The following is a 23,544-nucleotide window of genomic DNA, read 5'->3' on the forward strand; positions in this document are numbered from 1 at the left end:
GTCAGGACCTGGATGCATGCAGGACGGCTGTCCGTGCGCAGCGGGTTTCATGATAGGCCTCCAGCAGGGAAAGGAGATCGGAAATCCGACCCGCGCCGATTGCGTCGATCATGGGCTGGACGGTCGCGCGCTCCTCCCTGTTGGGGAGACGCTCGGCCGCGAGCACCGTTTTCAGTCGATCGACGACCCTCTGGTGCGCGAGAATGAGCGCGCCGTTTGCGGACTGGCCGATGATGGCCTCAAACAGCGCCTGGGGACCATCTTCGGGATCGACGTCAGCGGCAGCCTTGCGGAGCAGGGCCGGCCCTCTGGGGTAGAGGGCCAGGGCGGCGTGCAGATAAGCCAGCTGGAGTTCGAACAGGTCGATCACCTCGGCCGGACTCAGGGCCGGGTAGAAATAGCCGCGCCCCCTGTGACGGTCGATAAGACCCTGCCCGGCTAGGCAGGCGAGCGCTTCGCGCACCGGCGTGGCGCTGTATCCGACCTCGGCGGCCAGCTCGGTCACGACGATGGCCTGGCCCGGTCCGAAGCGTCCTCGTGCGGCCAGGCGCCTCACCGCCCCGAGCGCGCATCCGTAAGGATCTCTCGTCGACGAAGTCTGCATATCGTCCTCCGAAAGCAAGATATCGGCTCCCTGAATTGCGAGGATTGCACACAGATGACTGGAGCCATGGGTAAAATGTTCTAACAAAACATGGTTATATTTAGGCCGCAACAGTTTTGCGGAGATTCCGCCAGATTCTTGCGGGTCGCTCCTCGCCTGGAAAGCGCCGGGCTCACAGCGCCGGTGGTCGCAGGAAAGGCCTGAGAGGCAGGACGCGAACGCTGTATTCCAGTGACCCAGCGACGCAGCGGCGGGGCTGAGACAGCTCAGAAAGCCCTCGAGACCGCCCCTTCAGGCGAAGACCGCCTCGATGACGAAACGCGTGGCTGCGTTCCGTAAGCCCCGAAGTGATCAGGGATCCCGCCCGGCCGGCGTCGCCGGCATGGATGTTCCGGACGAAGAACTGACGCCGCCCATCGAATCTGCGGTTGGCGACGCGTTCGGCAGGATCGCCGTCGGCGCCGCAGGCAGGCGGCCCTGTCGGGAAGGCGACCGACAAGCCCGGCTCGCGTTTCTTGAGACTTTCTGACGACCTTCGCCTCCGCGAAATTGCGACGTTGGCGACCCTTCCATTGTGTTCGAGCAATCTGGTTTGAGGAATATGAGACATCCTGACCGGTCATGCGGCCATGGGTCGGAAACGGTCGCTTTCCTGCGCGCCGCCCTCGCGGTCGGCGCAATCTGGCGGCCGGACGGCATGCTGCGCTATCGGTCGCTAGCGGGAACCGGATAGGTGACCGTCCCATCCCTGCCGACGCGGGCGCCGGTCGTGAGCCGAGCCGGCTCCAGGCGCCCCTTTCCCATAATGTGAAGGACGGTCGCGCCGCGCGCCAGCAGGTTGTCTGCGATGAGCCTGCGATGGCACCGCCACCAGACCGCCTCGGCGCACATGACGGCGCAGTACTCGCGTCGGCCAGCCTCGATCAGGCGTTCCAGTCCCGCCGCGAAGGTCTCCGACAGGGCGTAGTCGGCGTAGTTGTGAAAGCTCCTGTTCCGCCACAGGCCGTTGACATCTTCTGCAAGGCCGGGGACTCGCCCGCGTCTGCCGGCGAGCGCTTCGCTCTGTTCATAGGCGATCTGAAACGCCTCCAGCGCGCCAGGGAGAGCGGCCTGGTTGAACTGGGGATTGGCTCTGGACATCGGTATCTTGCGGACGTCCACCACCCGCGCGATTTGCGATTCCTGTAAAAGGCGGACGAAATCCGCGAAGCTCCGGTTCGAGTGTCCGATCGTATAGAGGGGCCGAGTCACCCGTCGTCCCGCCTATGGGTCAGGGCGCTGCCTTTGTGCGCGGCGACGTGGTCCGTCTTGTCGCTTTCGATCTCGTATTGAGGCTCGGCAGTCGAGGCGCGGCGCGTATGGCTCTTGTAGTCGAAATCACGGGTGTGAATCCTTCTGATCCGACCCGAAACACGGCCCGCCTCGGAGTTCCAGCTGACGTGATCGCCTACCTTGAATGTCTTGATCATTCCTTGATCTCCCCGAAGGACAATCGAGCTTCGCCGGTTGCGTTCCCACAGGCCGAACGACGCGACGGTTGAGGGAGGGAGCGAGCACGGCGCGTTTCGACCCACGCGCTCCACGCGCGCGAGAAGAGTGCGGCATTCCCGGTCAACCGCCGCTGACGCCGGCGCGAACGGACCCGCTATAGGGGCGGCTGGCGCCGGCCGCAGTTGAGCACGTCTGTTTGCGAAGAAGACGGCCGCGGGGTGCAACGAGGGCGCGTTTCCGGCGAGAAGGCCGTCCGCCTTCCGAGCGCCGCCGTGGCTGCGCCGGGTCGTTTGGCCTGAAGCGAGCGGGGCGCCATCTGCGGTTTCAGCTGTCATCCGGTCCTGCGGCGAGCGTGCTGGCCAGTCGCCGCATCAGGCGAACCAGGTCATCGAAATCCTTTCGACTCCAGTCTGCGAAAAGAACGACAGCCATCTCTTCACGGGCGCGATCGAGAGAGTCGCACGCCGCCTGTCCTCGGGGGGTCGCCACCGCCTCATGAACGCGCTTGTCGGCGAGGCTCGGACGCCGTTCGACCAGGTCAAGCGCCTGAAGCCGGGCGACCTGCCGGCTGACCGTCGTATAGTCCCGGCCGAGTCGGTTGGCCAGCTCGACCACGCCGATGGGGCCCAGGCGCGCGATGAGGACGAGGGGGGGGAATAAAGCCCGTTCCAGGGAAAGGCCGGCCTTCGCCAATAGACCGGCGTCACGCTCCGGCGCGTTCATCACGCTCACGATCTCGATCAAAGTCCCATGCAGAGCGGGCAGCATCCACCTGATGTGTGCATTTTGCACCTTTTCGCTTGACACCCTCGCCCTCCTCGTCCCTTTATTTGAGTGCATAATACACATAGGAGGCGATGATGGAAGAGCGGCGGAATCTGGACGTATTGATCTGCGGCGCGGGCGCGTGCGGGCTGGTCCTGGCGTTGGATTTGGCGCGCCGGGACGTGCGTTTCCGAATTATCGAGAAAAACCCCAGGCCGTTCCCGGGCTCACGGGGGAAAGGTCTGCAACCGCGTACGCTGGAGGTCTTTGAGGATCTCGGCGTGCTCGACCGCGTTGTGGCCGCCGGAGGATCTTATCCGCCGCTCCGATCCTATGATCAGGATGGCCGCTGGACGGACCAGCCGGTAGAGGAGGCCGGGCCGGCGTCCGCCGACCGTCCTTATCTCCTCCCGGTCATGGTCCCCCAATTTCTTACAGAGCGAATCCTGCGTGAACGGCTGGGGGAGTTCGGAGAGAGGGTCGATTTCGGCTGCGAACTGACCGATTTCAAACAGGACGCGTCGGGCGTGACCGCGCGTCTGCAAACCGATCATGGCGTCGAGCATGTGCGCGCCTCTTACCTTGTCGGCGCGGACGGAGGACGAAGCTTTGTGCGCCGGGCGCTCAAGGTGGGCTTCCCCGGACAGACCCTCGGGGTGCGCGCGATCGTCGCCGACGTGAGCCTTCGCGGTCTGGATCGGGCTGTCTGGAGCCAGTTCAATGCGGGCCGACCGGACCGCCTTCTCATGATCTGCCCCCTGCGCGGCACGGACCTGTTCCAGATTCAGGCGCCGATCGGTCCAGCCGAGCCATCGGACCTGTCGGTGGACGGCCTGCAGCACATGGTCCGCGACCGAACCGGACAAGACGACATCGAGGTTGAGGCCGTCGCATGGGCGTCCGCCTACGCCATGAACGCGCGGCTGGCTGATCATTATCGTATCGGCCGGGTTCTGCTCAGCGGCGACGCGGCGCATATCCATCCGCCGACCGGGGGACAAGGGCTCAACACCAGCGTACAGTACGCCTACAACCTCGGATGGAAGCTCGCCGCCGTCCTCAGGGGGGCGCCCGATCGTCTGCTCGACACCTATGCGGAGGAGCGACGGCCGATCGCCGCACAGGTTCTTGGCCTTTCGCGCCGGCTGCTCGACGGCCACGGTCAGAAGGACAGCCTGAAACGCGGCCCAGAAACGCAGCAACTGGATATCGGCTATCTTTCTTCCTCCCTGTCGCTCGAAGGCCGAAAGAGTCCGGGGCTGGTTCCGGCAGGCGCCCGTATGCCCGATGCGCTGCTGATCGGGGCGGCAGGACAGAAGCGCCGCCTGTTCGACGTCATGGCGGGGCCGCAATGGACGCTTCTTCGCTCCACCCCTATCGAGAGCGGCGCTGCGCCGGCGAGAGCCGGAATAAGGACCGCGACCGTCGGATCGGAGACCGAGCTGCGCGATCCCGAGAACCAGCTCGGCCTCCAGGACGGGCAATGTCTTCTTATTCGTCCGGACGGCTATGTGGGAGCCGCGTTCGACGCTGATGCAGACGATCGCGTCAAAGCCTACCTGGACGAGGTCGTGGGGCCGTCTTCGCCCCCAGAGAAACGACGCGGCGGGTCTGCGCCGAAGGCGTGAGCCGGCCCGTTCGACGACCCGAGGATCTTCAGCGCCATGGCGAAGCTGCCCGACGTTCCAAGGGAGCTGCCGGGCATAAGATCCGAGGTGGCGGTGCAGCGAGCGCGCTTCGGTCGGCCCGGCCGCAGCCGCTTTCCACTCATCGACAGCCCGATCGCGCGAGGATTTTTCAGCGGAGACGAAAGGAAACGAGAGTTGCGACAACGTCGCTTTCTCTCTCCCCGTCGAATGCTAGGTCTGCTCACGCGGCCTGATGGCGGAATGGCGACGCGGGGGGGCAAGCGCGTTTATCCCTCGTTCGATTTGAAGGTCAGGTCTCCAGGTTTGTAGCGCGCTTCCTTTCGCCGCTCCTTGCGTTTCGCCCACTCGTCAGAGCTTGAAGGATCCTCTCCGCGGGCAATGGGCAGGAAGATCAGGCGCGCGCTGTGTCGCCCCGGGCTTGAGAAGCCACGAAGGCGGCCAAGGTTCAGGGCATGTCCCGCAAACTGCGGCAGGAAGTGATCCGGGCCGCCGGGCCGCCCGAAGCGCCCCAGGAAACGAGTTTCGGCGCCACGATGGCGGGCCGAAGCCCGCCCAGCCCGACTCTGCGGATTGGCCTCACGGCTATCGCGCGCTGGCGATCAGGGAGCCGCAGTCCGCGTCTTCCGCCAGGCCGGGATCGATAAAGCTGAGCAGCGCTGCGATGGGGCTGACGAGCGTGGCTAGGGCGCCGACGACGCCGCCCTGTGCGGCGACGGCCGACAGGTCCACGCCCAGATCCGGAGAGGCGAGGGGGCCGGTGATGGTGATCGGCGCCCAGACCCGCAGAAGCCGAGGCTTCTTGGTTTCGCCGTCGATCTTCAGATTCAGCCTCTCGGCCCCCAGGTCGATGGTTCCCGATCCCTGGGCCAGGACCACGTCCGTGTCGATCACCAGGGTGCGGGCTGTAGCGACGCCGTCTGAGACCTTGAAATCGGCGACGGCGCAGCGAATGGCCGAAGCGGACTGATCGCCCGCAAGCAGCTTGCGCAGGCCGGCGCCGACGTTGATCCCCAGGAGTTCGGCGAAGGCCGAACGCATCCGTCCTTGAGGAATGACGAGGCTGAGGCTTCCTTTCGAACGGGCCGCCAGCTCATGAATGGACGCGCCGGGCCCTTCCAGCTTCGCCCGGCCCAGGGCGCGGCCCGTCACCGTTGGCGCGCCGCCCCGGGCGGGGATGAGGGATTCCAGCGGATAGCCGCTGAGACGGAAGTCGACGGCGCTGTAAGGCGTGTCCTTCGTGGCGTCGATCCGCGCGGTTCCGTTCAGTTCGCCGCGGTTGAAAGCGAAGGAGACCGGATCGAGCTTCAAAACGCCGTGCTTCAGATCCGCGCCGAGCCGCACCTGCCGGATGTCGAAGGCGTTGGCTTTCACCGAAGCGGCGCGATAGGCGAGGGTTCCGTCCATCACGCGCAGACGTTCTGTTTGCAAGGGCGCGTCGGGCAGCAGTTTGCCGGGCTGGCCCGAGGTCGCGACCGTGCCCGCAGTCGTCACCTGCGGGCGCGCGCCCAACACGGCCGCCAGATCATCGATGTCCAGGGCGCGGGACGCGAGCTCGGCATCGACGCGGCGGCGCCCTTCGACCCTGTTCACCTCCAGGGTCCCCGACAGGTCCGACGATCCGACCTGCCCGCTGAAGTCCGCGAAGCGGAACCGGGCTCCGTCGCGAGTCAGGCTTCCTCTCAGCCGATAAGGCGGGGTGTTGGGGGTCGTAATCCCGGTCAGAAGGTAGAGGTCGGCCAGATCACGACCCTGCAGCTCCAGCCTGGCGTTGAAACGACCCAGGTCGAAGGGCCGGGTGACGGCACCAGCGGCGCTCAGCCTGGAGCCCGCTCCGGCCAATTCAGCCGTAAAGGCGTAGGGTCGGTCGCGGCGAATGTTGACGAAGGGACCGCCCGTCACGCGAAGCGTCAGGGGCTCGCCGTTCATGGTCCCCTTGCCATCGAGCACGAAGCCGCTCTCTCCATCCTGGGGCGAGCGCGCCTCACGCGCCGTGACTACGGCGTCGAGCGTCATGCCGCGTCGCTGCTCGTTCAACGTCAGCCGCCCGTCGTGAATGACCAGGCGCTGTATGACGGGCAGCCTGGCGCCCCGCCCGTCATCGGGTCGGTCTGGCTCCAGGTCCCAGCTGCGCCGGCCCTGGCTGTCGACGACCAGGTGGACCCGCGGGCGGGTGAGGGTTAGCGAAGCCACTTCGATCTGCCCCAGAAACAGCCGTCGCAATCGTATCGAGACGTCGAGCCGTTCGATCTCGGCGGTATTGCGCCCGGACGCCCATGTGGGCCCGCCGACGCTGAGACCGCGCACCGTCGCCGAGGGCGTCCAACTGAACAGCCTGACATCCAGGTCCCCTTTCAGAGCCACCTCCCGGCCGGTCGAGGCGGAGGCGACGCGACCGATAGGGCCGCGCACCCAGTTCCAGTCGAACAGAATGAGGAACAGGAGAAAGGCGGCGACGAGGGCGAAGGTGATCGCCGCCGCGATGGCCTCCGGCCGGCCGGGACGACGAACGGCGAGCCATACGGGGTCCCGAGCGACCACATAGGCGCAAACGGCGTCGCGGCTGTCGTCTGCGCGCCGCAGGGCCGCTTCCGCTCTCTGGCGCAAGCTGTCGATCGCCGATTTCGCTCCAGGCCTGTCGATCAAGATCGCCTCCGGTGAGGTTGATCAACGCCTCAACCGGCAAAGGGCGCCACGCCCGGGTCGGCCTGCGCGGGTTCAGGCGTTCACCGGCTTTCGCGAGGCTCTCGCGTTCGAGCGCCTCAGACGTTCAGAACTCTACGCAGGGATCGCTCGATGTCGCCGCCGCAATAGGCGTCGCCGTATTCGCGGCGCGACCGTTCCGCCAAGCGGGCCAGGGCTGGCGTCCTTGAAAGGCGCCGTGCAAGGCCCGCGGTCATGGGGGCGGTTTCTTCAAGCATTAGTTCGATCGGGCGGAAGCGCTCGGTCAGGGCGGACCAGAGGGTCGCGGTGACGATGTCGGCCAAGCCCGGTCTTTCTCCACCCAGCAAGAAACCGGAATGCGCCGTCAGGCCATGGCGTCGGCCCAGGTCCTCCCACAACGCCATCCATTTTTCCAGGCGGGGCGCGAAGCCCGACCAGCGCGCCTCGGTCCACATCTGTCGGCCGCCGTCCAGAGTGATCTCATCGATGACGTCGTTGGCGTCATTGACCACCTTCATCGTCAAGGCGCGCAGCACTGGCGTGGAAGGCAGCAGTTCAAGCGTCTCTCCCAGATACAGAAGGATCGCGGGCATCTGGGAGATCGCCGCTCCGGAAACGTGATCGACCAGCACGGGCGGCCCCATGAAAGGCACGGGCATCTCCCCTGGCGGCTCCTGCATGAGCGCGCTGATCGCCGCTTCGTTCGTCTCCGACCAGGTCCTGCCGGCATGGGCGAGAATGGCGCGAACGAATTGGCCCCGGAAGGGAACCGGCCAATAAAAGAGGGTGAAGTCCGTCATGGAGCTCTCCAGCGCTTGGCTGATCGCGAACGCCAGCGGGGTTGGGGCAAGCGAATTTGCAGAACAGGTCCGAAGCTTTCGCGTTCCGCTTCCGATACGACGTATTCAGGCGGGGGCGTCGTGCGAGCAGAAGAATGTTCTCATTTTGTTCGAGTCTTGCTAGGCGTTGCCCATGGACGTCGCTGCCCCTCGCAAGATCATCCACGTAGACATGGACGCCTTCTTCGCTTCGGTGGAGCAGAGAGATGATCCTGCCCTGCGCGGTCGTCCCGTCGCGGTAGGCCACGCCGTCTCACGCGGGGTGGTCGCCGCCGCCAGCTATGAGGCGCGCCGCTTCGGAGTGCGTTCGGCCATGCCGTCGAGCGCGGCCCTGCGCAATTGCCCTGAACTGATCTTCATGCCGCCGCGCTTTGAGGTCTATCGAGCCGTTTCGGCGCAGATCCACGCCATCTTCGCCGACTATACGCACCTGATAGAGCCTCTATCCCTTGATGAGGCCTATCTTGATGTGACCGCCAATGTTCGGGGGCTGCCGACGGCTTCTGCGACGGCCGAAGAGATCCGGGCGCGCATCCTGGAGGAGACCGGCCTGACGGCTTCGGCCGGCGTGTCCTACAACAAGTTCCTGGCCAAGCTGGCCTCGGACCAGCGCAAGCCCGACGGCCAGTTCGTCATCGCGCCGGGGCGGGGAGAAGCCTTCGTGGAGGCCCTGCCGGTCAAGCGTTTCCACGGCGTCGGGCCGGTGACGGCTGAGAAGATGAACCGCCTGGGCATCGAGACGGGCGCGGACCTCAAGCGCCAGTCCCTGGCCTTCCTGCAGCATCACTTCGGCAAGTCCGGCGCCTGGTACCATGGCGTGGTCCGGGGAGAGGATCATCGCCCGGTCATTCCGGATCGCGAGCGCAAGTCGAGCGGCTCGGAGACCACCTTCGCCAGCGACCTGGTCGATCCGGCGGCGATCGAAGCCGGGCTGGACGAGATGACGGACGATGTCTGGGCTTGGTGCGAAAATGTCCGATCGCTGGGCCGGACCGTGACGGTGAAGGTCAAATGGGCGAACTTCCAACAGTCGACCCGCAGTCGGTCCTTCAAAGAGCCGGTCGCCTCGAAGGCGCGGTTGCGTGAGATCGCCCGCCTGTTGGTGCGATCCCTTTATCCGCCGACCAGGGGCGTGCGGCTTGTCGGCGTGACCCTGTCCAATCTGGAGAAGGCTTCGCCCGGAACCCCGTCAAGGGCGCAGCCCGACGAACTGGCGCTGTGACGGCCATGCTCCAGGCCGATCTGTTCGGCTACGTCCCGCGGCCGACCGCGCCACCGGGCTTCGACTATTGGCCGGACGTCCTCACGGCGGCCGAGCAGGCGACGGTGGTCGCTTACCTGCAGAAGCTGAGCTTCAGGCCCTATGAGCACATGGGCTATCAGGGCTTCAGACGGATCGCCGCTTTCGGACGCCGCTACGATCTTGAGCGACGTCGACTGGAGACGACCGAACCCTGGCCGGATTTCCTTAGAGCGCTGCTGGATCGCCTGACCGGCCCGCTTAATCTTGATGAGGGGGCGTTCGTGCAGGCCCTCGTCAATGAATATGCGCCCGGCGCCGGGATCGGCTGGCACCGCGACCGTTCCGTTTATGGGGAGATCCTGGGCGTCTCCTTCCTTGCGCCCTGCGTCATGCGCCTTCGTCGCAAGGCGGCGTCGACGTGGCGTCGCGCCGGAGCGGCGCTGGAGCCGGGCTCTGTCTATCGCTTTTCCGACGAGGCGCGGAGCGAATGGGAGCATTCGATCTCGCCGATGACGGCGCTGCGCTACTCCGTCACCTTCAGGACCATGGCCTGACACGCCGGCGCCGAAGTCGCCCGGCCCTCCAGCGCAGCTGCGCCGTCGCCGCCGGTTGACCGTTTGGGGCTGCGATCGGCCGGATTGTTGTTCGCCAGAGAGACTTGGTCAGCTCCGCGCCTGCGGGCCTTGCGGGCGGCTTCGACGTCATCGCCGTTCAGGTCGGGCGTTTCGTCAGAGTCGCGGATCGGGTCGTCCGGCGGGATATTGGTCATAGCGATCTCGTTTTCATTGCTCATAATCAGGGGGGGCGGACGCCGATCGCGTTCCTACGGCCGCTTCACAAAAGAGTTGAAGACATGGCGAGCGGCGCGAGGCGTCTCTATGCCCGTTTCAAACCGGGCGGCCGGTGATAGTCTGCGCCGCATGGATGAAGACGACGACATTGATCCTTCCGACGACCCGATCTATCGGGCGGGCGTTCTGATGGGCCGCAACCAGACCCTGACCGACGTCATGGAGCGTCTGTTCTCGCCGGACGCGGTGTCGGCCGAAAAAACCGTCCGCGCCCTTCACGCCTGGGTTCAGCAGACCATGGACGAAGTGAGGGCCGAGATGCAGCTCGTGTTTGCGGATTTCGAGGCCGAGGACGAAGAAGACGACGCTGAGGATTAGAACTTGGCGAGCGCCTTCTCCAGGCGATCCTCAAGCTTCTCCCGCTGCGCTTCATAGGCCGTCCGTTCCTCGTCGCGGCGCGCTCTGAGGGCTTGGAGTTCCTCATCCAGTCGCCGCGCGGCTTGCCCGTGCATGGTGTCGAGGTCATTCAGGGCGAGCTGGGCGTCTTCCACCCGTTTCCGATCGGCGGCGCTGGGCTGTTTGGCCTTTTCCGCCGCGCCCGTATTCGGGGAGCCCGCCGGCAGCTTCACGTCAAGCCTTCGCTCCACCACCCTGCCGGGCGAAGCCTTGGCGGCCGCGGCGCCAGGGCTGTCGTGGACTTCCTTGGCGAGCCCGGTGGCGAAGAGGTCCTGACCGCTGCCCCAGGCGACCAAGGCCTTTGGTCGAGAGCTGGCCGCCACTGTGAAGGTGTGGAACCCGTCAGACCATTCGAAGAGCTTGAGCCGCGCGGCCATCAGTTCGGATCCGCAAGCGGCGGGCGGGGCAACTCGCGCGCGCCTTCCGGCTCAGCGACGCCAGGCGGCGAGGGCTCTGTGCCTGCGGCGTCCTCGATCTTCTTCATCTGCGTGGCGTCGTCATCCAGTTTCGGCAGGGCAGGAGTCGGATCTGACGGTCTCGGCCGGGCCGGCCGGGCGGAGATGTTCTCCTGGCCGACGCCGCGAAGCAATTCCGCGGGATCGCCCTTGGACGCCGTTCCTGCCTTGACCCCAGTCAGATCGCCGTCTTTGTTGTTGAGGTGATCAGGCGGTTCGCGTGGCGTCTCGACCATGGTTCTCTCCTTTTGCTCCATGAGAGAAAGCAGAGAGGTGAGAGGGTGTTCCCGCTGCTGCACGAAGGTCGAATGGCCCCCCCGCGGCTCCGCTGCGCCTTCGTCAAAACCGAGCCGGCGCTTCGGACTGAGCAGCCGCGAGACCAGCCCTGAGACCAAAGCTGGATTTTGTTCAGAAAAAGTCATCGTCCTCTCGGCTCGCGCCCTGCAAACGGCGACCTTAGGAATCACCGCGCTTGGACGTCAGACGCTTCGCCGGCCGGTCGGAGTCGTCGCCCCAGCACAGCGCATTTTCACCGTAATCGCCGAACTATCTGCGCTGAACGCGGTGTAGCGTCGTTCGATCCTCGACGACCCGCCGCGCTCGACATGCCGTAAGCGACGCCAACCCACGCGCGCAGCAGGAGATCACGCTGGGCGTCGATCGGCTGAAGTCGCCTCAATCGGAATCTTCGAGGCCGTAGGGCCGAAATACTAGCCGACCTGTTTCCAGAAAATGCGCGGCGTTCTTAAGCCCCGCGCACATGCGGGCCCAGGTCATGACCATTCAGAATATCCTGTCAGGCATACCACGCTCTTTGCGGACGGCTCTCGTCCGTCCGACGACTGGATGAGGCTGGTGGAACCGCCTCCGTCGCCGCATTCGCGTCCCACTCGCCGGGGGGCGCATCAGGGGGCGTCACAGGGTGAGAAACCTCGGTTGCGTCAGGGCGGGCGTTAGTCGGCTTCGCTGTGCGTTTCACATACATGAAGGCGGCGAGTGCGACGGCGATGCAGAAGACGCCTATGAGCGGCAAGAAGTAATTCATGTTTTAGCCCAGATGACCGAGCCTTTGCGCCTGGGTGCGAACGCGTCGACGATGGGGCGAGCCGCACAATAAGGCTCGGTCGGAAGACACGCGAGGATCAAGGCGGTGACGTCGTTCATATTGAAGAAGCGCCGCGTGCGACGCTGAAGTTCCCCCATCCGCAGGCGCGATGTTCAAACCCGTAAAAAGAGCGTGCGCAGCTAATGCCCAGGTCGCGGTCGAAAAAAGCAGCCGACCGGGTCCTCTCACTGAAACTGCCTTCAAACAGGAACCACGCGCTGCGCACTTCTTGGCCTACGGCGAAGGAGACTCCACCTTGGCCGTTCTCACACATCCGGCGAAGCTCGGTGCTCCCGCCGCCGCTTCGGGCTCACGGAGTCCTCTCTTAAAGCGGCGCTAGGGATAGTTCCTTGGCGATACAGCGAACCGACCGGACGGCAAAAGATTTTGCGATCCTGACGAGACGGCTCTCGCGGGATCGAAGTTGGTTGAGCATTGGGGAACCATCAGCGATCACGTCGGTTGGCCTCTTACAGCCGCCATCCTCGACGGCTGTCCTCTCTTGAACCGTTGAGCCCCTCGCTGGACGCGTAACGCCCAGCGAGGGGCTCTTCGCTTCTTTGTGCGTCGTGCGCGTTTAGGAGAGGCGACTCGGCGCTGAGCGGGCAGGCCATCCCCAAGGCGTTGCGGTGTGCTCTCGTAAATCTCGGTGGCGCCTCGACGGAATCGCTCGCTCGCCGTGGCGCTTGTCGCGACGGATGGCGAGGATCATTGATCCGCAAATTCTACGGGCGCATGATCGCAGGTTAGGCGCCGAGCGGATAACGAAGGGTGAAGCAACTGCCTTGACCCGGGCCGCCGCTTGTCATCTCTACGGGTCCGTCGTGCATCTCGACCAACTGCTTGACGAGCGCAGGCCGATGCCGAGCTCTTCGCGCGAGCGATCGTCCGGCTCCTTTGACTGGGTGAACGCGAGCTGTTCCTGATGCCGGCCGGCGCCCTCTCCTTCTCCGTAAACCTCGCGCCGACATGAGAGATGCGGCTGATCGCCTGTATGACCACGCCGCTGGGCGACCTGGACGCCCTGGGCGTCATGCTCCTGTCAGTGATCCTGCTGCATCTGATCGTCTTCGAGGCGAGTTTCGCCCGACAGGAAGAGGCGGTGACGCCGGTCCGGGCCTTCTTCGACTTCACCCCGCCGGGCCACGCGCTGTGCCTGCTGGCCGGCCTCGCCATGCTGTGGGTGGTCGGCGGAGCGGATGGGCACGGCCTTCAGGCGATCATGACCAATGTCGTGATCCTGGCCTTTCCGGCGGCGAACGCTCCGGCGCCTCGCTCGACTATGTCCCCGGGCGGGGAGAGAAGAAGGCCAGCCTGGTCTTCTCGCAGGCGGACGAGCCAGAGTCGGCCTTGCACATGCTGGGCTGGTCGGAGCCCTGACGCTAAAAGTGCCGCCGCTCGCCAATTGCCAGCTGCGATCCTCGTTAATCCGTCGCGCCGCACCGACATGAACCAGCGGTCAGCCTGGCCACATCCAGAATGGAGGCCTTGCCGCGACTGAACCGCACGCCGCCCGTCGCCTGAAGGCTGCGCGCCGCCACGTTGATGCTGGTGCGTTGGACGCCGAGCATGGCCGCCAGTCGGGCCTGATTTACGCGAAGCGGAGCGCCGTTGCCGCCATGATGCAGGCGAAGCAGCCATTTCGCCAGCCGCTCCGACACCCGGTGGGAGGCGTTGCAGGCGGCTTCCTGTTCCAGAAAGGTCAGACGCTGGACCGCCTGCAGGGCGACGAAACGCGCCAGCCAGTCATATCCGAGCGCTTCGCGTGCCGCGACGGCGGGAACCCGGAACAGCCGCACGTCCAGCAGGGGGCGGACCTCGGCGCCGCTGCCGCTGAAGCCGAGGGCGTGATCCCACCCGTAGACGGCGCCGGATACGATCGGCGCGACGCAGACCTCGCTGTCGGGCGGGAAGGCGCCGAGCACGCCGGAGATGACGAACCAGAGGTGGTCTCTGTGCAGGGGCAGGCGCGCGTCGCCCGCGATATCGACTTCCGTACCTTGCGCGATCAGGCGCCGCTGCGCGTCTGGCGACAAGGCGGCATAGACCGGGTGATCTCCGATGTGGGCGCGCGCACGCCCGTGAAGCGGGACGGACGGAGGCAGCGTGGCGGCGGAGTCTGCAGGCATGAGCCCTCCTGGGAAGAAGCCGTGCCATGAATGCAGGGGGGCGCCACTTACATGGGTTAGTCGCTGAACTTCCGCGCGTCCGCGAGAGCGCCGGCTATGCTGAGTCCGGCGGCCAGCGCCAGGCCCGGCAGGTCGGGCAGGATGGCGCGACCCGTCCGGTAGTCGACCAGGCCCGCGCGCCGAAGCTGCTGCAGAGTGCGGTTCATATGCACCGCGCTGAGACCCAGGATGTCGGCGAGCATGTCCTGGGTGAGGGGAAGATGGAGGACGCCCGGTTCAACCCCTCCCAGACGGCTTTGCCTCTCGCACAATTCCAGCAGGAGGTGCGCGGTGCGCTCATAGGCGCTGAGCCGGCCGAGCCGGATTACATGTCGCGCCAGCCTCAGGCGCTCCGCAGAACGGAACTGGCGCCAGGCCTCCAGAAGGCGCGGGCTGATGTCCGCACCTTCTGAAATGGCGTTCCACAGCAGGGTCGCGTCGAGGGTCGAGGCGTCGGTCAATGCCCAGACCGCCATGTCGGCGTCCACCGAGTCGGTCGCCAGGATGACGTCGCCGGGCAGGCTCAGTCCCACGATCTGACGACGACCGTCCTCCAGCATGGCGCCCCGCGCCACCCAGCCGCGCGCTACGACCCGGGCGTCCTTGCGTTCGGGATGAAGAGGGATGGTGCTGCCGGGAAGGTGGGCCAACGCCGGACCCCGGAACCAGCCGCGAATGCGATCGACGTCAGAAGACGACAGCACGGCGAAGCTGGAAAGCATCCGTTCCAACGACGCCGCCGCTATGTCTACATCATCTTGATAAGACTGATTCTTCATCCCCTTGACCAACAGCACGGCCAAGGGTGTTTGGTTCTTTACATAGGTTAGTCGCAGCGCTGCCGCAGGGCTGATAGATTGGCCTCAGGCGCGATGGTACGAATTCGCGCACAAGGTTCGCAGCTGGCGCCACGTGGCCTTGCCTTCGAGCTGGAACAGCTCGGCTTGGGTATAGCGGTCGGATATCAACGCCTTGCGGACCTCGCTTGGGATGCGGAAGCGACCGCTGCGCGCCAGCTCAAAGGCTCGCTCGATGACTGGTGTCCTGTTCACAATGCAAACTCCCCTGTTACGCGAAACCAACGCAGCTAGGCCGTAGCCGGTTCTTTGTGTCGCCTTTGCGGCGTTGCGGAACCGCGTGGAGTCGAGCTTGGCGGCAACACTCGCCGTCGGGCGACGTTGAGCATACGCAAGCGTCAGCGGAGCCGCCCCCATGCACGACCATAGCCGCCTGTTGGAGAACAAGCTGGAGCGTCGCAACGCCCTCGGGGATGAGGAAAAACAGGCCTTGCGAAGCGTACTGGTCAATATCGTGGCTAAGCCGGCGGGCAGCGACATCGTTTCACAGGACGCCCTGGTCGATCATTCCAGCCTGGTCATCGGCGGGTTCTGCGCGCGCTATCGCGACCTGAGCGACGGGCGGCGTCAATACACCCAGATCAACCTTCCGGGGGATTTCATCGATCTGCACGGCTTCGTCCTGAAACGGGTCGATCACGGGGTGCGCGCCCTGACCGATTGTCTCATCGCAGAGGCTCCGCACGACCGTCTGCGACGCCTGACGGAGGAGCACCCGCACCTAACGCGTCTGCTCTGGTTGGAGACGGTGGTGGACGCCGCCATGCATCGAGAATGGCTCTTGGCGCTGGGCCGACAGGAGGCGCTAGAGCGGACAGCTCTGCTGGTCTGTGAAGTCTACACTCGTCTGGAGGCGGTCGGACTCGCTCGCGACGGAGCTTTTCGTTTTCCAATCATCCAAGCGGAGATCGCCGATCTTCTGGGCATGTCGGCGGTGCATGTGAACCGCACGCTGAAGGTCATGCGCGAGGCGGGGTGGCTGGAATGGAACGGCGCCGACGTCCGCATCCTCGCCTGGGAGCGGCTGGCCGATGCGGCCGAGTTCAATCCGTCCTACCTCCGGCTGGAGAGGCTGCCGGTCTGAGGCGCCGCGCGCCCGCCGCCCACGAGGCGGCGGGGAGACCGGCCGTCAGGCGGACTGCAGCGCCTCGGCGTTGACCGCGGAGTCGGCGATGGCCGTCAGGTCCTCGTCCGTCTGGCTTTCCTCCTGAAGGGTCTCGTCCAGCAGTTTGACGGCGTCCTTCAATCCCATCACCTGCGCCCATCGCTTCAGCGTGCCGTAGCGGGTGATCTCATAATGCTCGACCGCCTGGGCTGCGGCCAGCAGACCCGCATCTAGCGCCGCCGTATCCTTATATTCCTCGGCGATCTCGTCGCCCTCGGCCAGGATGCCTTCGATGGCGTCGCAGGTCTTGCCCCGGGCGGGCTTGCCGATGATCTCGAACACCTGCTGCAGGCGCTCGATCTGTCCTTCCGTCTGTTCGCGATGCTTCTCGAAGGCCGCCTTGAGCTCAGGGGATTGAGCCGCGCGGGCCATCTTGGGCAGAGACTTCAGAATCTTGCGCTCCGCGTAATAGATGTCGCGCAGAGTGTCGTGAAACAGGGTCTGCAGTGTTTTCTCGGCCATGGTTGTCTCCTCAAAACGAGTGGGAGCCTTCAAAGCGGGAGATACGTCGGGACGTTCCGGAGTGTCTGCATTCGGACAAAGGCTCCGGCGTCGGAACGCCTACGGTTTCCACGTCGCCGTAGGCCCACAAGCGGCTCACCGCGTCGCGCTGGACCAGATCGTCCTCGACGATGAGCACGCGGCGGACGGTGCGGGTCAGCGTGTCCTCGAGAGTGCGCAGAACCTCGGCGAGATTTTCGCGCTTCACCGGCCTAACTGATAGCCGATGATGCCCAGCGAAAGGGCGGTCTGGCTGTGCTTCTTTGTGCGGCAAAGTCTACGACCTTGCCGGGGGCTCCAAGCGCCCAGACGCTTCGAGCGTTTCCGAACCTAAGTCGGAAGGCGCCATGAGATCGGCGAGGGCGGCGACAGCGCCGGCGATCTGGCGCCGCTTGTTCGGCGACAGCAGCGCGAGCCTCGCCAGCACATCTGCATGAAGAAGGTCCGGCGCCTCGGCCAGAGCCTTGTGCCCTGGTTCGGTCAGGCGCGCGTGGACGATGCGACGATCCGTGGTCGATCTGTACCGGACGATGAGGCCGCGCGCCTCCAGTCGGTCGAGCACCGCCACCACGGTCGGCGGCGACATAGAGACGTCCCGCGAAATGGCGCGGGTGCTGACCTCGCCGAGACGACGGATGGATTGCAGCACCAGAAGCTGCGGCAGCGTCAGGCCTGTCAGCCGGGCGATCTCGCGCGAGCGGACGTCGATCGCCTGGGCGATGCGGCGGACCGAGCGCACCAATGACGCCGTGGCGTCGGCGGCTGACGGCAGGGGAATTTCGCTCATTAGGTTGAACTCATTCGTGAACTAACCATTTGTACGCGCTGCATCCACACTTCAAGGAGGACCCATGTGCGGTCTTAGCGGCGAGATCAACTTCGACGGGTGCCCCGCCGACGCCGGCGCGGTACAGCGGATGACGGACGCCCTCTCGCCCCGGGGACCGGACGGGTCCGGCATAGTGATGCGTGGGCCAGTGGGATTGGGGCATCGGCGCCTCATGATCATCGACCTGTCGGAGAAGGCGCAGCAACCGATGGTGGACGCCGATTTGGGCGTCACTCTGGCCTTCAACGGCTGCATCTACAACTATCCGGAATTGCGCGAGGAGCTTCAGGGCCTGGGTTTCCGCTTCTTCTCGCACGGCGACACGGAGGTGATCATCAAGGCCTGGAAGGCATGGGGCGAGGCCTGCGTCGAGCGGTTCAAGGGGATGTTCGCCTTCGTCCTGCACGAGCGCGACAGCGGTCGGATCGTGATCGCGCGCGACCGTTTCGGCATCAAGCCGCTGTATCTGGCCGAACGCGGCAAGCGGCTGCGTTTCGCCTCGACCCTCCCGGCGCTTCTGGCGGGGGGCGACGTCGACAGGACAATCGATCCGGTGGGTCTGCACCATTATATGACCTTTCATGCGGTGGTGCCGCCGCCGCACACCATCCTGAAGGGGGTGAAGAAGTTTCCGCCGGCGACGATGCGTGTGATCGAGCCGGACGGCGCGTCGCGCGAACGGGTCTATTGGCGCCCGGACATGACGCGCCGCGTTGAGGACGCCGCCCTGACCGCCGAGGACTGGCGCGACCGGGTGCTGGACAGCCTGCGCACGGCGGTGGAGCGCCGCATGGTCGCCGATGTGCCCGTCGGCGTGCTGCTCTCGGGCGGGGTGGATTCCAGCCTGATCGTCGGCCTGCTGGCCGAACTGGGGCAAAAGGACCTGATGACCTTTTCTGTCGGCTTCGAGGAGGCCAACGGCGAGAAGGGAGACGAGTTCGTCTATTCCGACCTGATCGCGAGACACTATGGGACGAAGCACCATCAGATCTTCGTGCCGCACCAGCAGCTGATGGAGGCTCTGCCGGGCACGATCGGCGCCATGTCCGAGCCGATGGTCAGCTATGACAATGTCGGCTTCTACCTGCTGAGCCAGGAAGTCTCGAAACACATCAAGGTCGTCCAGTCCGGGCAAGGGGCCGACGAGGTGTTCGGCGGCTACCATTGGTATCCTCCGATGATCGGGGCCGCCGACCCTGTCGAAGCCTACGTCGGCGCCTTCTTCGACCGCAGCCACGAAACCCTGAAAACCCAGTTGAACGGCGCCTATATGACGGATGTCGATGTCAGCCGGGCTCTGGTCGAGGCGCATTTCGCGCAAGCCGGGGCGGAGACGTCTGTCGACAAGGCGCTGCGGCTGGATAGCCAAGTGATGCTGGTCGATGATCCGGTGAAGCGGGTTGATAACATGACCATGGCCTGGGGGCTGGAGGCGCGCGTGCCCTTCCTGGACCATGAACTGGTCGAACTGGCCGGCCGTATCCCGCCGGAACACAAACTGGCTCAGGGCGGCAAAGGCGTGCTCAAAGAGGCGGCGCGCCTCGTTGTTCCGTCGGAAGTGATCGATCGCAAGAAGGGCTACTTCCCGGTGCCCGCGCTCAAATACATCCAGGGCCCCTATCTCGGCATGGTGCGCGAGGCCCTGACCAATCAGGCGGCGCGCGACCGCGGGCTGTTCGACAGGGCCTACCTGGATCGGCTGTTCAACGACCCGACAGGCCATATCACCCCTTTGCGTGGTTCGGAGCTGTGGCAGGTCGCCGTCCTCGAGATGTGGATGCAGCAACATGGCGTCTGATCTTCGTCTCGGACGCCCTAAGGCGCATCGGCTGAAACGGCTGCGTCATGAAGGCCTCAAACCACCCGTGTCGTCGGGACGGGAGTTCGTGCGCGACGCCGTCCTCGACTGCGGCTGGGGTCGCCTTCTGTTCGCCCAGACCTTCGAGACCGCCGCGCCTCTGGTCGAGGCTCTGCGCGCGGAGGGGCCGGACCGCCGCGACATCGCCTTCTACGTCCGCAATCCCCACGTGCTGCTCGCCTCGGCGCCGCAGGAGCTGTTCCTTGATCCGTCTCATACCTATCGGCTGGACCTGGCGACCTATCGGTCCAGCCGCCGTCAGCCGCGGGGCTTCACCATTCGTCGTCTGATGTCTGAAGCGGACGCCCAGGCAGTCAATGATATCTACGCAAAGCGTCGCATGGTGCAGGCGCCGCAGGATTTCCTCTGGTCGCATCGCGACGATCGGACACTCTCCTATTTCGTCGCGGAGGACCTGACGACCGGAGCGGTGATCGGCACGGTGACGGGTGTGAACCACGCTCGCGCCTTCGAGGATCCGGAGAACGGCGCATCTCTCTGGTGCCTGGCGGTCGATCCCCAGGCGACACAGCCGGGGATCGGGGAGGCCCTGGTCCGTCGTCTGGCGGAACACTTCAGGACGCACGGCCTGGCGCACATGGACCTGTCGGTCATGCACGATAACGCCCAGGCGATCGCCCTGTATGAGAAACTGGGCTTCCGGCGCGTCCATTTCTTCGGCGTGAAGCGCAAGAACCCGATCAACGAAGCCCTGTTCGTCGGGCCCTCGGACGATCATGCGCTCAATCCCTACGCCCGGATCATCGTGGACGAAGCGCGGCGACGGGGCATTCAGACCGACATCATCGACTCGGAAGGAGGGCTGTTCCGCCTTTCCTGGGGCGGACGTTCCGTCCGCTGCCGCGAAAGCCTTTCGGAGCTGACCTCGGCCGTGGCGCTCAGCATCTGCGACGACAAGCGGGTGACCCGCAGGATCGTGGAAGCCGCCGGGGTGCGCGTGCCGCGCCGCATCGATCCGCAGGATCTCGGCGCGATCGACGAAGCGCTGGAGACCTATGGTCAGCTGGTGATCAAGCCTGCGCGAGGGGAACAGGGCAAGGGCGTGGCCGTGGGTTTGAAGACCATGGCCGACGTGCAGGCGGCCCTGCTGCGCGCTCGGCGTATCTGTCCGGACGTCCTTGTCGAGGAGCAGGTGGAAGGCGAGGATTTGCGTCTGGTCGTGATCGACTATGAGGTCGTGGCCTGCGCCGTGCGGCGTCCGCCGCGCGTCGTCGGCGACGGACGCTCGACCTTGCGGGCTCTCATCGAGCATCAGAGCCGTCGGCGCGCCGCGGCCACCGGGGGCGAATCCAGCATTCCTATCGATGCGGAAACGGAGCGCACCCTGGCGGAGGCCGGTTACGGCCTGGATGACGTCGCAGGGGAGGGCGAGGAGATCCTCGTCCGCAAGGCGGCCAACCTGCATCTCGGCGGCACCATCCATGACGTGACGGACGAGGTGCATCCGGTTCTGGTCGAAGCGGCTGTGGCGGCGGCGCGGGCCATCGACATCCCGGTGACGGGGATCGACTTCATGGTGCGTGCGCCGGATCAGCCGGATTACGCCTTCATCGAGGCCAATGAGCGCCCTGGCCTGGCCAATCACGAACCCCGCCCCACGGCAGAACGGTTCATCGATCTGCTGTTCCCGCTGTCGGCGCGCGCCGACGCCTGAGACTATGTCAGGAGCGAACTTGACCTCCCCGACGATCGACCTGGACTACCTGAACGCCCGCTTGGGTGAACTCCTGAACCTGCCCAGTCCGACGGGTTATACGGACGAAGCCGTCTGGGCGCTATGCCGAGAGCTGGAGCGTCTGGGCCTGGACTATGAACTGACCCGACGCGGCGCGATCCGGGTGCGGCTGCCGGGTCTCGAAGCCAGCCCGGCGCGGGCCATCGTGGCGCACGTCGATACGCTCGGCGCCCAGGTGAAGGCGGTGAAGGACAACGGCAGGCTGGAGCTTGTGCCGATCGGCCACTGGTCGTCACGCTTCGCCGAGGGGGCCCGCTGCACCGTCTTCGCCGAAGGCGGAGCCTATCGCGGAACGATCCTCCCCCTGAAGGCCTCCGGGCACGCCTTCAACGAAGAGGTGGACGATCAGCCCGTCAATTGGCGTCAGGTCGAACTGCGGATCGACGCCGTGACCCATGGGCGGGCCGACACCCTGGCTCTGGGCGTGGATGTCGGCGACATTGTCGCCATCGACGCCCAACCCGAGTTCACCGACAGCGGCTTCATCGTGTCACGTCATCTGGACGACAAGGCCGGCGTCGCGATCATGCTGGCCGCTCTGGAATGCATGTTGCGCGAGGACCGCACGCCCACGGTCGATACCTGGTGGCTGTTCACCATCGCCGAGGAGGTGGGCCTGGGCGCCTCCGCCGTGCTCGTTCCCGACGTCGCGGCGATGGTCACGGTGGATAACGGAACCACCGCACCGGGTCAGAACTCGTCCGAGTTCGGCGTCACCATCGCCATGGCGGATCAGACCGGTCCCTTCGACTGGCACCTTTCCCGGAAGCTGGTCCAACTGGCGCGGGATCACGACATCCCGTATCAGAAAGACGTGTTCCGTTACTACCGTTCGGATTCCGCCTCTGCATTGGAATCCGGCGCCGATATCCGCACGGCCCTGGTGACGTTCGGCGTGGACGCCAGCCATGGCTACGAACGTATCCATCAGAGCGCTTTGGTCGATCTGGCTCGCCTCCTGACCCTCTATGCCCAGAGCGAGGTGGAAATCGGACGCGACGCGCGCGCGCTGACAGGAGTCTGGGGATTCACGCATCAGCCGAACATTTCGACGAAATTGACGCTACCCTAGCCGTCGGGACGAAGGGAAGACGGCGGTCCTTCCCAGCCTTAGACGCCATATCACGCGCATATCGAAATCCTGTTCTCGCTGAGCGGCAGCGGAGGGCGAGCCGTCACGCCGGGCGTCTGGCCCTCGAAAGCGGGCAGACTCTCCTGCAGGACTATCGCCAGCCTGCGTCAAATCGTTCGGTCTCGGCACCGCATGGCTTGGGGCCGATGGGGCCAGGCGAAAGAGGAGGCATGAACCAGACCCATGTCATCGAACGCGCTTTTGAAATCGCCGAGCGAGACCACGCCTGCCTGAAGATCAGCGACGTGCGCGAAGCGCTTTCCCGCGAAGGCCATGATTAGCGAGCTGATGCATCTGGAAGGCTGGAGCACCCGCGAGCAGCTGAGACGGCGGTGAAGGCGCGCGGCGCCCCCGCGGTCCGTCCCGTCCAACTGGCCGAGAGCCGGCCGTGACCGCGACGGCGGGTGCGGTTTGGCGAGTCGCTCCATCTTGTACCGCTCGGGGTCGATAGATCGATCTCAACGCTTCCGCCGGGCCTGCGCAGCTCTGAGACTTTTCAGTATTGCGCCCGCCCCGTCCTGCGAACCGCGAGGGAGACTCTCGCGGGCCAGCGGCGCCTTGAGATCGGGGTTGTGAGGAGCGCGCCTCTGCGGCGACCCTGCGGCCAAGCCTTCGGCGGCGATGCGGCGTCCATCGTGAAACGCGGACGTCGTCGGATCGGAAGGCTCTGAGTCTTACGACCCTCCGACCGGGTTCGCGACCGGCGGCGAAAAGACCCGGGCGGTGCCCGAACGCCTCCGCGGTATGGAACACAAGGGATTGGCCGGGTTTGGGTAGGAGAGCTTATCCACGGAGAAGATCATGCCCCATCAGAACACCTCGTCATCAACGGCCGTCTCTCCGAAAAACCGGTGAAGCAGGACAGCAGATCGGAACCGCGCGCCTACGCGAGCCAAGAAGTCCGGGACAGCTCTCAGGCGCCGCCGGCGGCTGGAGAAGTCGCGGACGTTATGGACGAAGGCAACCCCCTTGACGGCGAAGCCGTGCAGCAAGGCGCAAACCACGCCAATCGTCCCTCGCGAACCGAAGCGCTGGATCGACAGGGTCCTAAGACCCAGGCCGCCAACAGGGACATCGTGCGGGGACGCCCGTAAGGCAAAGCCTGGCGGCGCTGCGCCGCCTGTCGTGTCGAACAAGCGCGGCCGTCCCGTTTCTCCTCACGTCCCGGGCTTTTCACCCTCGCTGCTGGGAATGGGCAGGCGCTGCCATGGCGACTGGC

24 protein-coding genes are annotated in these 23,544 nt (G+C 65.4%); 10 read left to right on the top strand and 14 right to left on the bottom strand.

Features of this window, described 5'->3' with window-relative positions; genetic code table 11:
* Position 1 precedes the first annotated feature (1 nt).
* Positions 2–604: a GntR family transcriptional regulator gene (locus tag RSD66_RS04310; protein ID WP_415289137.1), complete on the bottom strand. Its 603-nt coding sequence runs from the start codon at positions 602–604 to the stop codon at positions 2–4.
* A 310-nt stretch (positions 605–914) separates the two neighbouring features.
* Between RSD66_RS04310 and RSD66_RS04315 the strand changes: the two genes are divergently transcribed.
* On the top strand, positions 915–1,133 hold the full coding sequence (locus tag RSD66_RS04315) for a hypothetical protein (RefSeq protein WP_415289138.1): 219 nt from the start codon (positions 915–917) through the stop codon (positions 1,131–1,133).
* A gap of 176 nt (positions 1,134–1,309) precedes the next feature.
* On the opposite strand, the gene RSD66_RS04320 is transcribed toward RSD66_RS04315, so the two are convergent.
* From RSD66_RS04320 to RSD66_RS04330, 3 genes are all read right to left on the bottom strand, one after another.
* Entirely contained in the window at positions 1,310–1,855 is a 546-nt protein-coding gene (locus RSD66_RS04320) for a DUF488 family protein (RefSeq protein WP_415289139.1), read from the bottom strand.
* The gene (locus RSD66_RS04325) at positions 1,852–2,073 is read right to left on the bottom strand and encodes a DUF2945 domain-containing protein (protein ID WP_415289140.1); all 222 of its coding nucleotides are present in this window, start codon (positions 2,071–2,073) and stop codon (positions 1,852–1,854) included. The genes RSD66_RS04320 and RSD66_RS04325 overlap by 4 nt, the downstream gene beginning before the upstream one ends.
* 346 nt (positions 2,074–2,419) lie before the next feature.
* The gene (locus RSD66_RS04330) at positions 2,420–2,839 is read right to left on the bottom strand and encodes a MarR family winged helix-turn-helix transcriptional regulator (RefSeq protein ID WP_415289141.1); all 420 of its coding nucleotides are present in this window, start codon (positions 2,837–2,839) and stop codon (positions 2,420–2,422) included.
* A 113-nt stretch (positions 2,840–2,952) separates the two neighbouring features.
* On the opposite strand from RSD66_RS04330, the gene RSD66_RS04335 reads away from it, so the two are divergent.
* Positions 2,953–4,488: an FAD-dependent oxidoreductase gene (locus RSD66_RS04335; protein ID WP_415289142.1), complete on the top strand. Its 1,536-nt coding sequence runs from the start codon at positions 2,953–2,955 to the stop codon at positions 4,486–4,488.
* A gap of 603 nt (positions 4,489–5,091) precedes the next feature.
* Here the strand turns inward: RSD66_RS04335 and RSD66_RS04340 are convergent.
* Complete coding sequence (locus RSD66_RS04340) at positions 5,092–7,152, bottom strand: AsmA family protein (protein WP_415289143.1); 2,061 nt, start codon at positions 7,150–7,152, stop codon at positions 5,092–5,094.
* 116 nt (positions 7,153–7,268) lie between these two features.
* On the bottom strand, positions 7,269–7,829 hold the full coding sequence (locus tag RSD66_RS04345) for a glutathione S-transferase (protein ID WP_415289144.1): 561 nt from the start codon (positions 7,827–7,829) through the stop codon (positions 7,269–7,271).
* Between the two features lie 313 nt (positions 7,830–8,142).
* Here RSD66_RS04345 and dinB point away from each other — a divergent pair, with 313 nt between their 5' ends.
* Positions 8,143–9,231, top strand: a complete 1,089-nt coding sequence (gene dinB, locus RSD66_RS04350) for a DNA polymerase IV (protein ID WP_415289145.1) — start codon at positions 8,143–8,145, stop codon at positions 9,229–9,231.
* A gap of 5 nt (positions 9,232–9,236) precedes the next feature.
* Complete coding sequence (locus tag RSD66_RS04355; RefSeq protein WP_415289561.1) at positions 9,237–9,806, top strand: alpha-ketoglutarate-dependent dioxygenase AlkB; 570 nt, start codon at positions 9,237–9,239, stop codon at positions 9,804–9,806.
* On the opposite strand, the gene RSD66_RS04360 is transcribed toward RSD66_RS04355, so the two are convergent.
* Complete coding sequence (locus RSD66_RS04360; protein WP_415289146.1) at positions 9,776–10,021, bottom strand: hypothetical protein; 246 nt, start codon at positions 10,019–10,021, stop codon at positions 9,776–9,778. The two genes, RSD66_RS04355 and RSD66_RS04360, sit on opposite strands and share 31 nt — an antisense overlap.
* A 109-nt stretch (positions 10,022–10,130) precedes the next feature.
* Here RSD66_RS04360 and RSD66_RS04365 point away from each other — a divergent pair, with 109 nt between their 5' ends.
* The gene (locus tag RSD66_RS04365) at positions 10,131–10,421 is read left to right on the top strand and encodes a hypothetical protein (protein WP_415289147.1); all 291 of its coding nucleotides are present in this window, start codon (positions 10,131–10,133) and stop codon (positions 10,419–10,421) included.
* On the opposite strand, the gene RSD66_RS04370 is transcribed toward RSD66_RS04365, so the two are convergent.
* Both RSD66_RS04370 and RSD66_RS04375 read right to left on the bottom strand, forming a co-directional pair.
* Positions 10,418–10,876 (bottom strand): hypothetical protein, encoded by a 459-nt coding sequence (locus RSD66_RS04370; RefSeq protein ID WP_415289148.1) that lies wholly within the window; start codon positions 10,874–10,876, stop codon positions 10,418–10,420. The two genes, RSD66_RS04365 and RSD66_RS04370, sit on opposite strands and share 4 nt — an antisense overlap.
* Positions 10,876–11,376 (bottom strand): hypothetical protein, encoded by a 501-nt coding sequence (locus tag RSD66_RS04375; protein WP_415289149.1) that lies wholly within the window; start codon positions 11,374–11,376, stop codon positions 10,876–10,878. Before RSD66_RS04375 ends, RSD66_RS04370 begins: the two co-directional genes overlap by 1 nt.
* A gap of 1,716 nt (positions 11,377–13,092) precedes the next feature.
* Here RSD66_RS04375 and RSD66_RS04380 point away from each other — a divergent pair.
* The gene (locus RSD66_RS04380) at positions 13,093–13,560 is read left to right on the top strand and encodes a DUF2391 family protein (RefSeq protein WP_415289562.1); all 468 of its coding nucleotides are present in this window, start codon (positions 13,093–13,095) and stop codon (positions 13,558–13,560) included.
* Here the strand turns inward: RSD66_RS04380 and RSD66_RS04385 are convergent.
* Together RSD66_RS04385 and RSD66_RS04390 are read right to left on the bottom strand one after the other, a co-directional pair.
* Entirely contained in the window at positions 13,484–14,188 is a 705-nt protein-coding gene (locus RSD66_RS04385) for a Crp/Fnr family transcriptional regulator (RefSeq protein WP_415289150.1), read from the bottom strand. The genes RSD66_RS04380 and RSD66_RS04385 overlap by 77 nt on opposite strands.
* 56 nt (positions 14,189–14,244) lie before the next feature.
* Entirely contained in the window at positions 14,245–15,024 is a 780-nt protein-coding gene (locus tag RSD66_RS04390) for a Crp/Fnr family transcriptional regulator (RefSeq protein WP_415289563.1), read from the bottom strand.
* 415 nt (positions 15,025–15,439) lie between these two features.
* Between RSD66_RS04390 and RSD66_RS04395 the strand changes: the two genes are divergently transcribed.
* Positions 15,440–16,168, top strand: coding sequence for a Crp/Fnr family transcriptional regulator (locus tag RSD66_RS04395; protein ID WP_415289151.1), 729 nt, complete (start codon positions 15,440–15,442; stop codon positions 16,166–16,168).
* 45 nt (positions 16,169–16,213) lie between these two features.
* Here RSD66_RS04395 and RSD66_RS04400 read toward each other — a convergent pair whose 3' ends face one another.
* The 3 genes from RSD66_RS04400 to RSD66_RS04410 all read right to left on the bottom strand — a co-directional run bounded on the left by RSD66_RS04400 (position 16,214) and on the right by RSD66_RS04410 (position 17,537).
* Positions 16,214–16,711 (bottom strand): ferritin-like domain-containing protein, encoded by a 498-nt coding sequence (locus RSD66_RS04400; RefSeq protein ID WP_415289152.1) that lies wholly within the window; start codon positions 16,709–16,711, stop codon positions 16,214–16,216.
* A 10-nt stretch (positions 16,712–16,721) separates the two neighbouring features.
* Positions 16,722–16,958 carry a hypothetical protein gene (locus RSD66_RS04405; RefSeq protein WP_415289153.1) on the bottom strand — a complete coding sequence of 79 codons (237 nt, stop codon included), beginning with the start codon at positions 16,956–16,958 and terminating at the stop codon, positions 16,722–16,724.
* A 69-nt stretch (positions 16,959–17,027) separates the two neighbouring features.
* A complete protein-coding gene (locus RSD66_RS04410; RefSeq protein ID WP_415289154.1) occupies positions 17,028–17,537 on the bottom strand; it encodes a MarR family winged helix-turn-helix transcriptional regulator in 510 nt (169 codons plus the stop codon).
* A 64-nt stretch (positions 17,538–17,601) separates the two neighbouring features.
* Between RSD66_RS04410 and RSD66_RS04415 the strand changes: the two genes are divergently transcribed.
* The 3 genes from RSD66_RS04415 (at position 17,602) to RSD66_RS04425 (ending at position 22,265) form a co-directional block, all read left to right on the top strand.
* Positions 17,602–19,377 carry an N-acetylglutaminylglutamine amidotransferase gene (locus RSD66_RS04415; protein WP_415289155.1) on the top strand — a complete coding sequence of 592 codons (1,776 nt, stop codon included), beginning with the start codon at positions 17,602–17,604 and terminating at the stop codon, positions 19,375–19,377.
* 88 nt (positions 19,378–19,465) lie between these two features.
* Positions 19,466–21,112: an N-acetylglutaminylglutamine synthetase gene (ngg, locus tag RSD66_RS04420; protein ID WP_415289156.1), complete on the top strand. Its 1,647-nt coding sequence runs from the start codon at positions 19,466–19,468 to the stop codon at positions 21,110–21,112.
* Between the two features lie 19 nt (positions 21,113–21,131).
* Positions 21,132–22,265: an osmoprotectant NAGGN system M42 family peptidase gene (locus tag RSD66_RS04425; RefSeq protein ID WP_415289157.1), complete on the top strand. Its 1,134-nt coding sequence runs from the start codon at positions 21,132–21,134 to the stop codon at positions 22,263–22,265.
* Positions 22,266–23,544: the final 1,279 nt, after the last annotated feature.

This window comes from Brevundimonas sp. S1H14, assembly GCF_047716865.1.
Taxonomy (GTDB): Bacteria; Pseudomonadota; Alphaproteobacteria; order Caulobacterales; family Caulobacteraceae; genus Brevundimonas; species Brevundimonas naejangsanensis.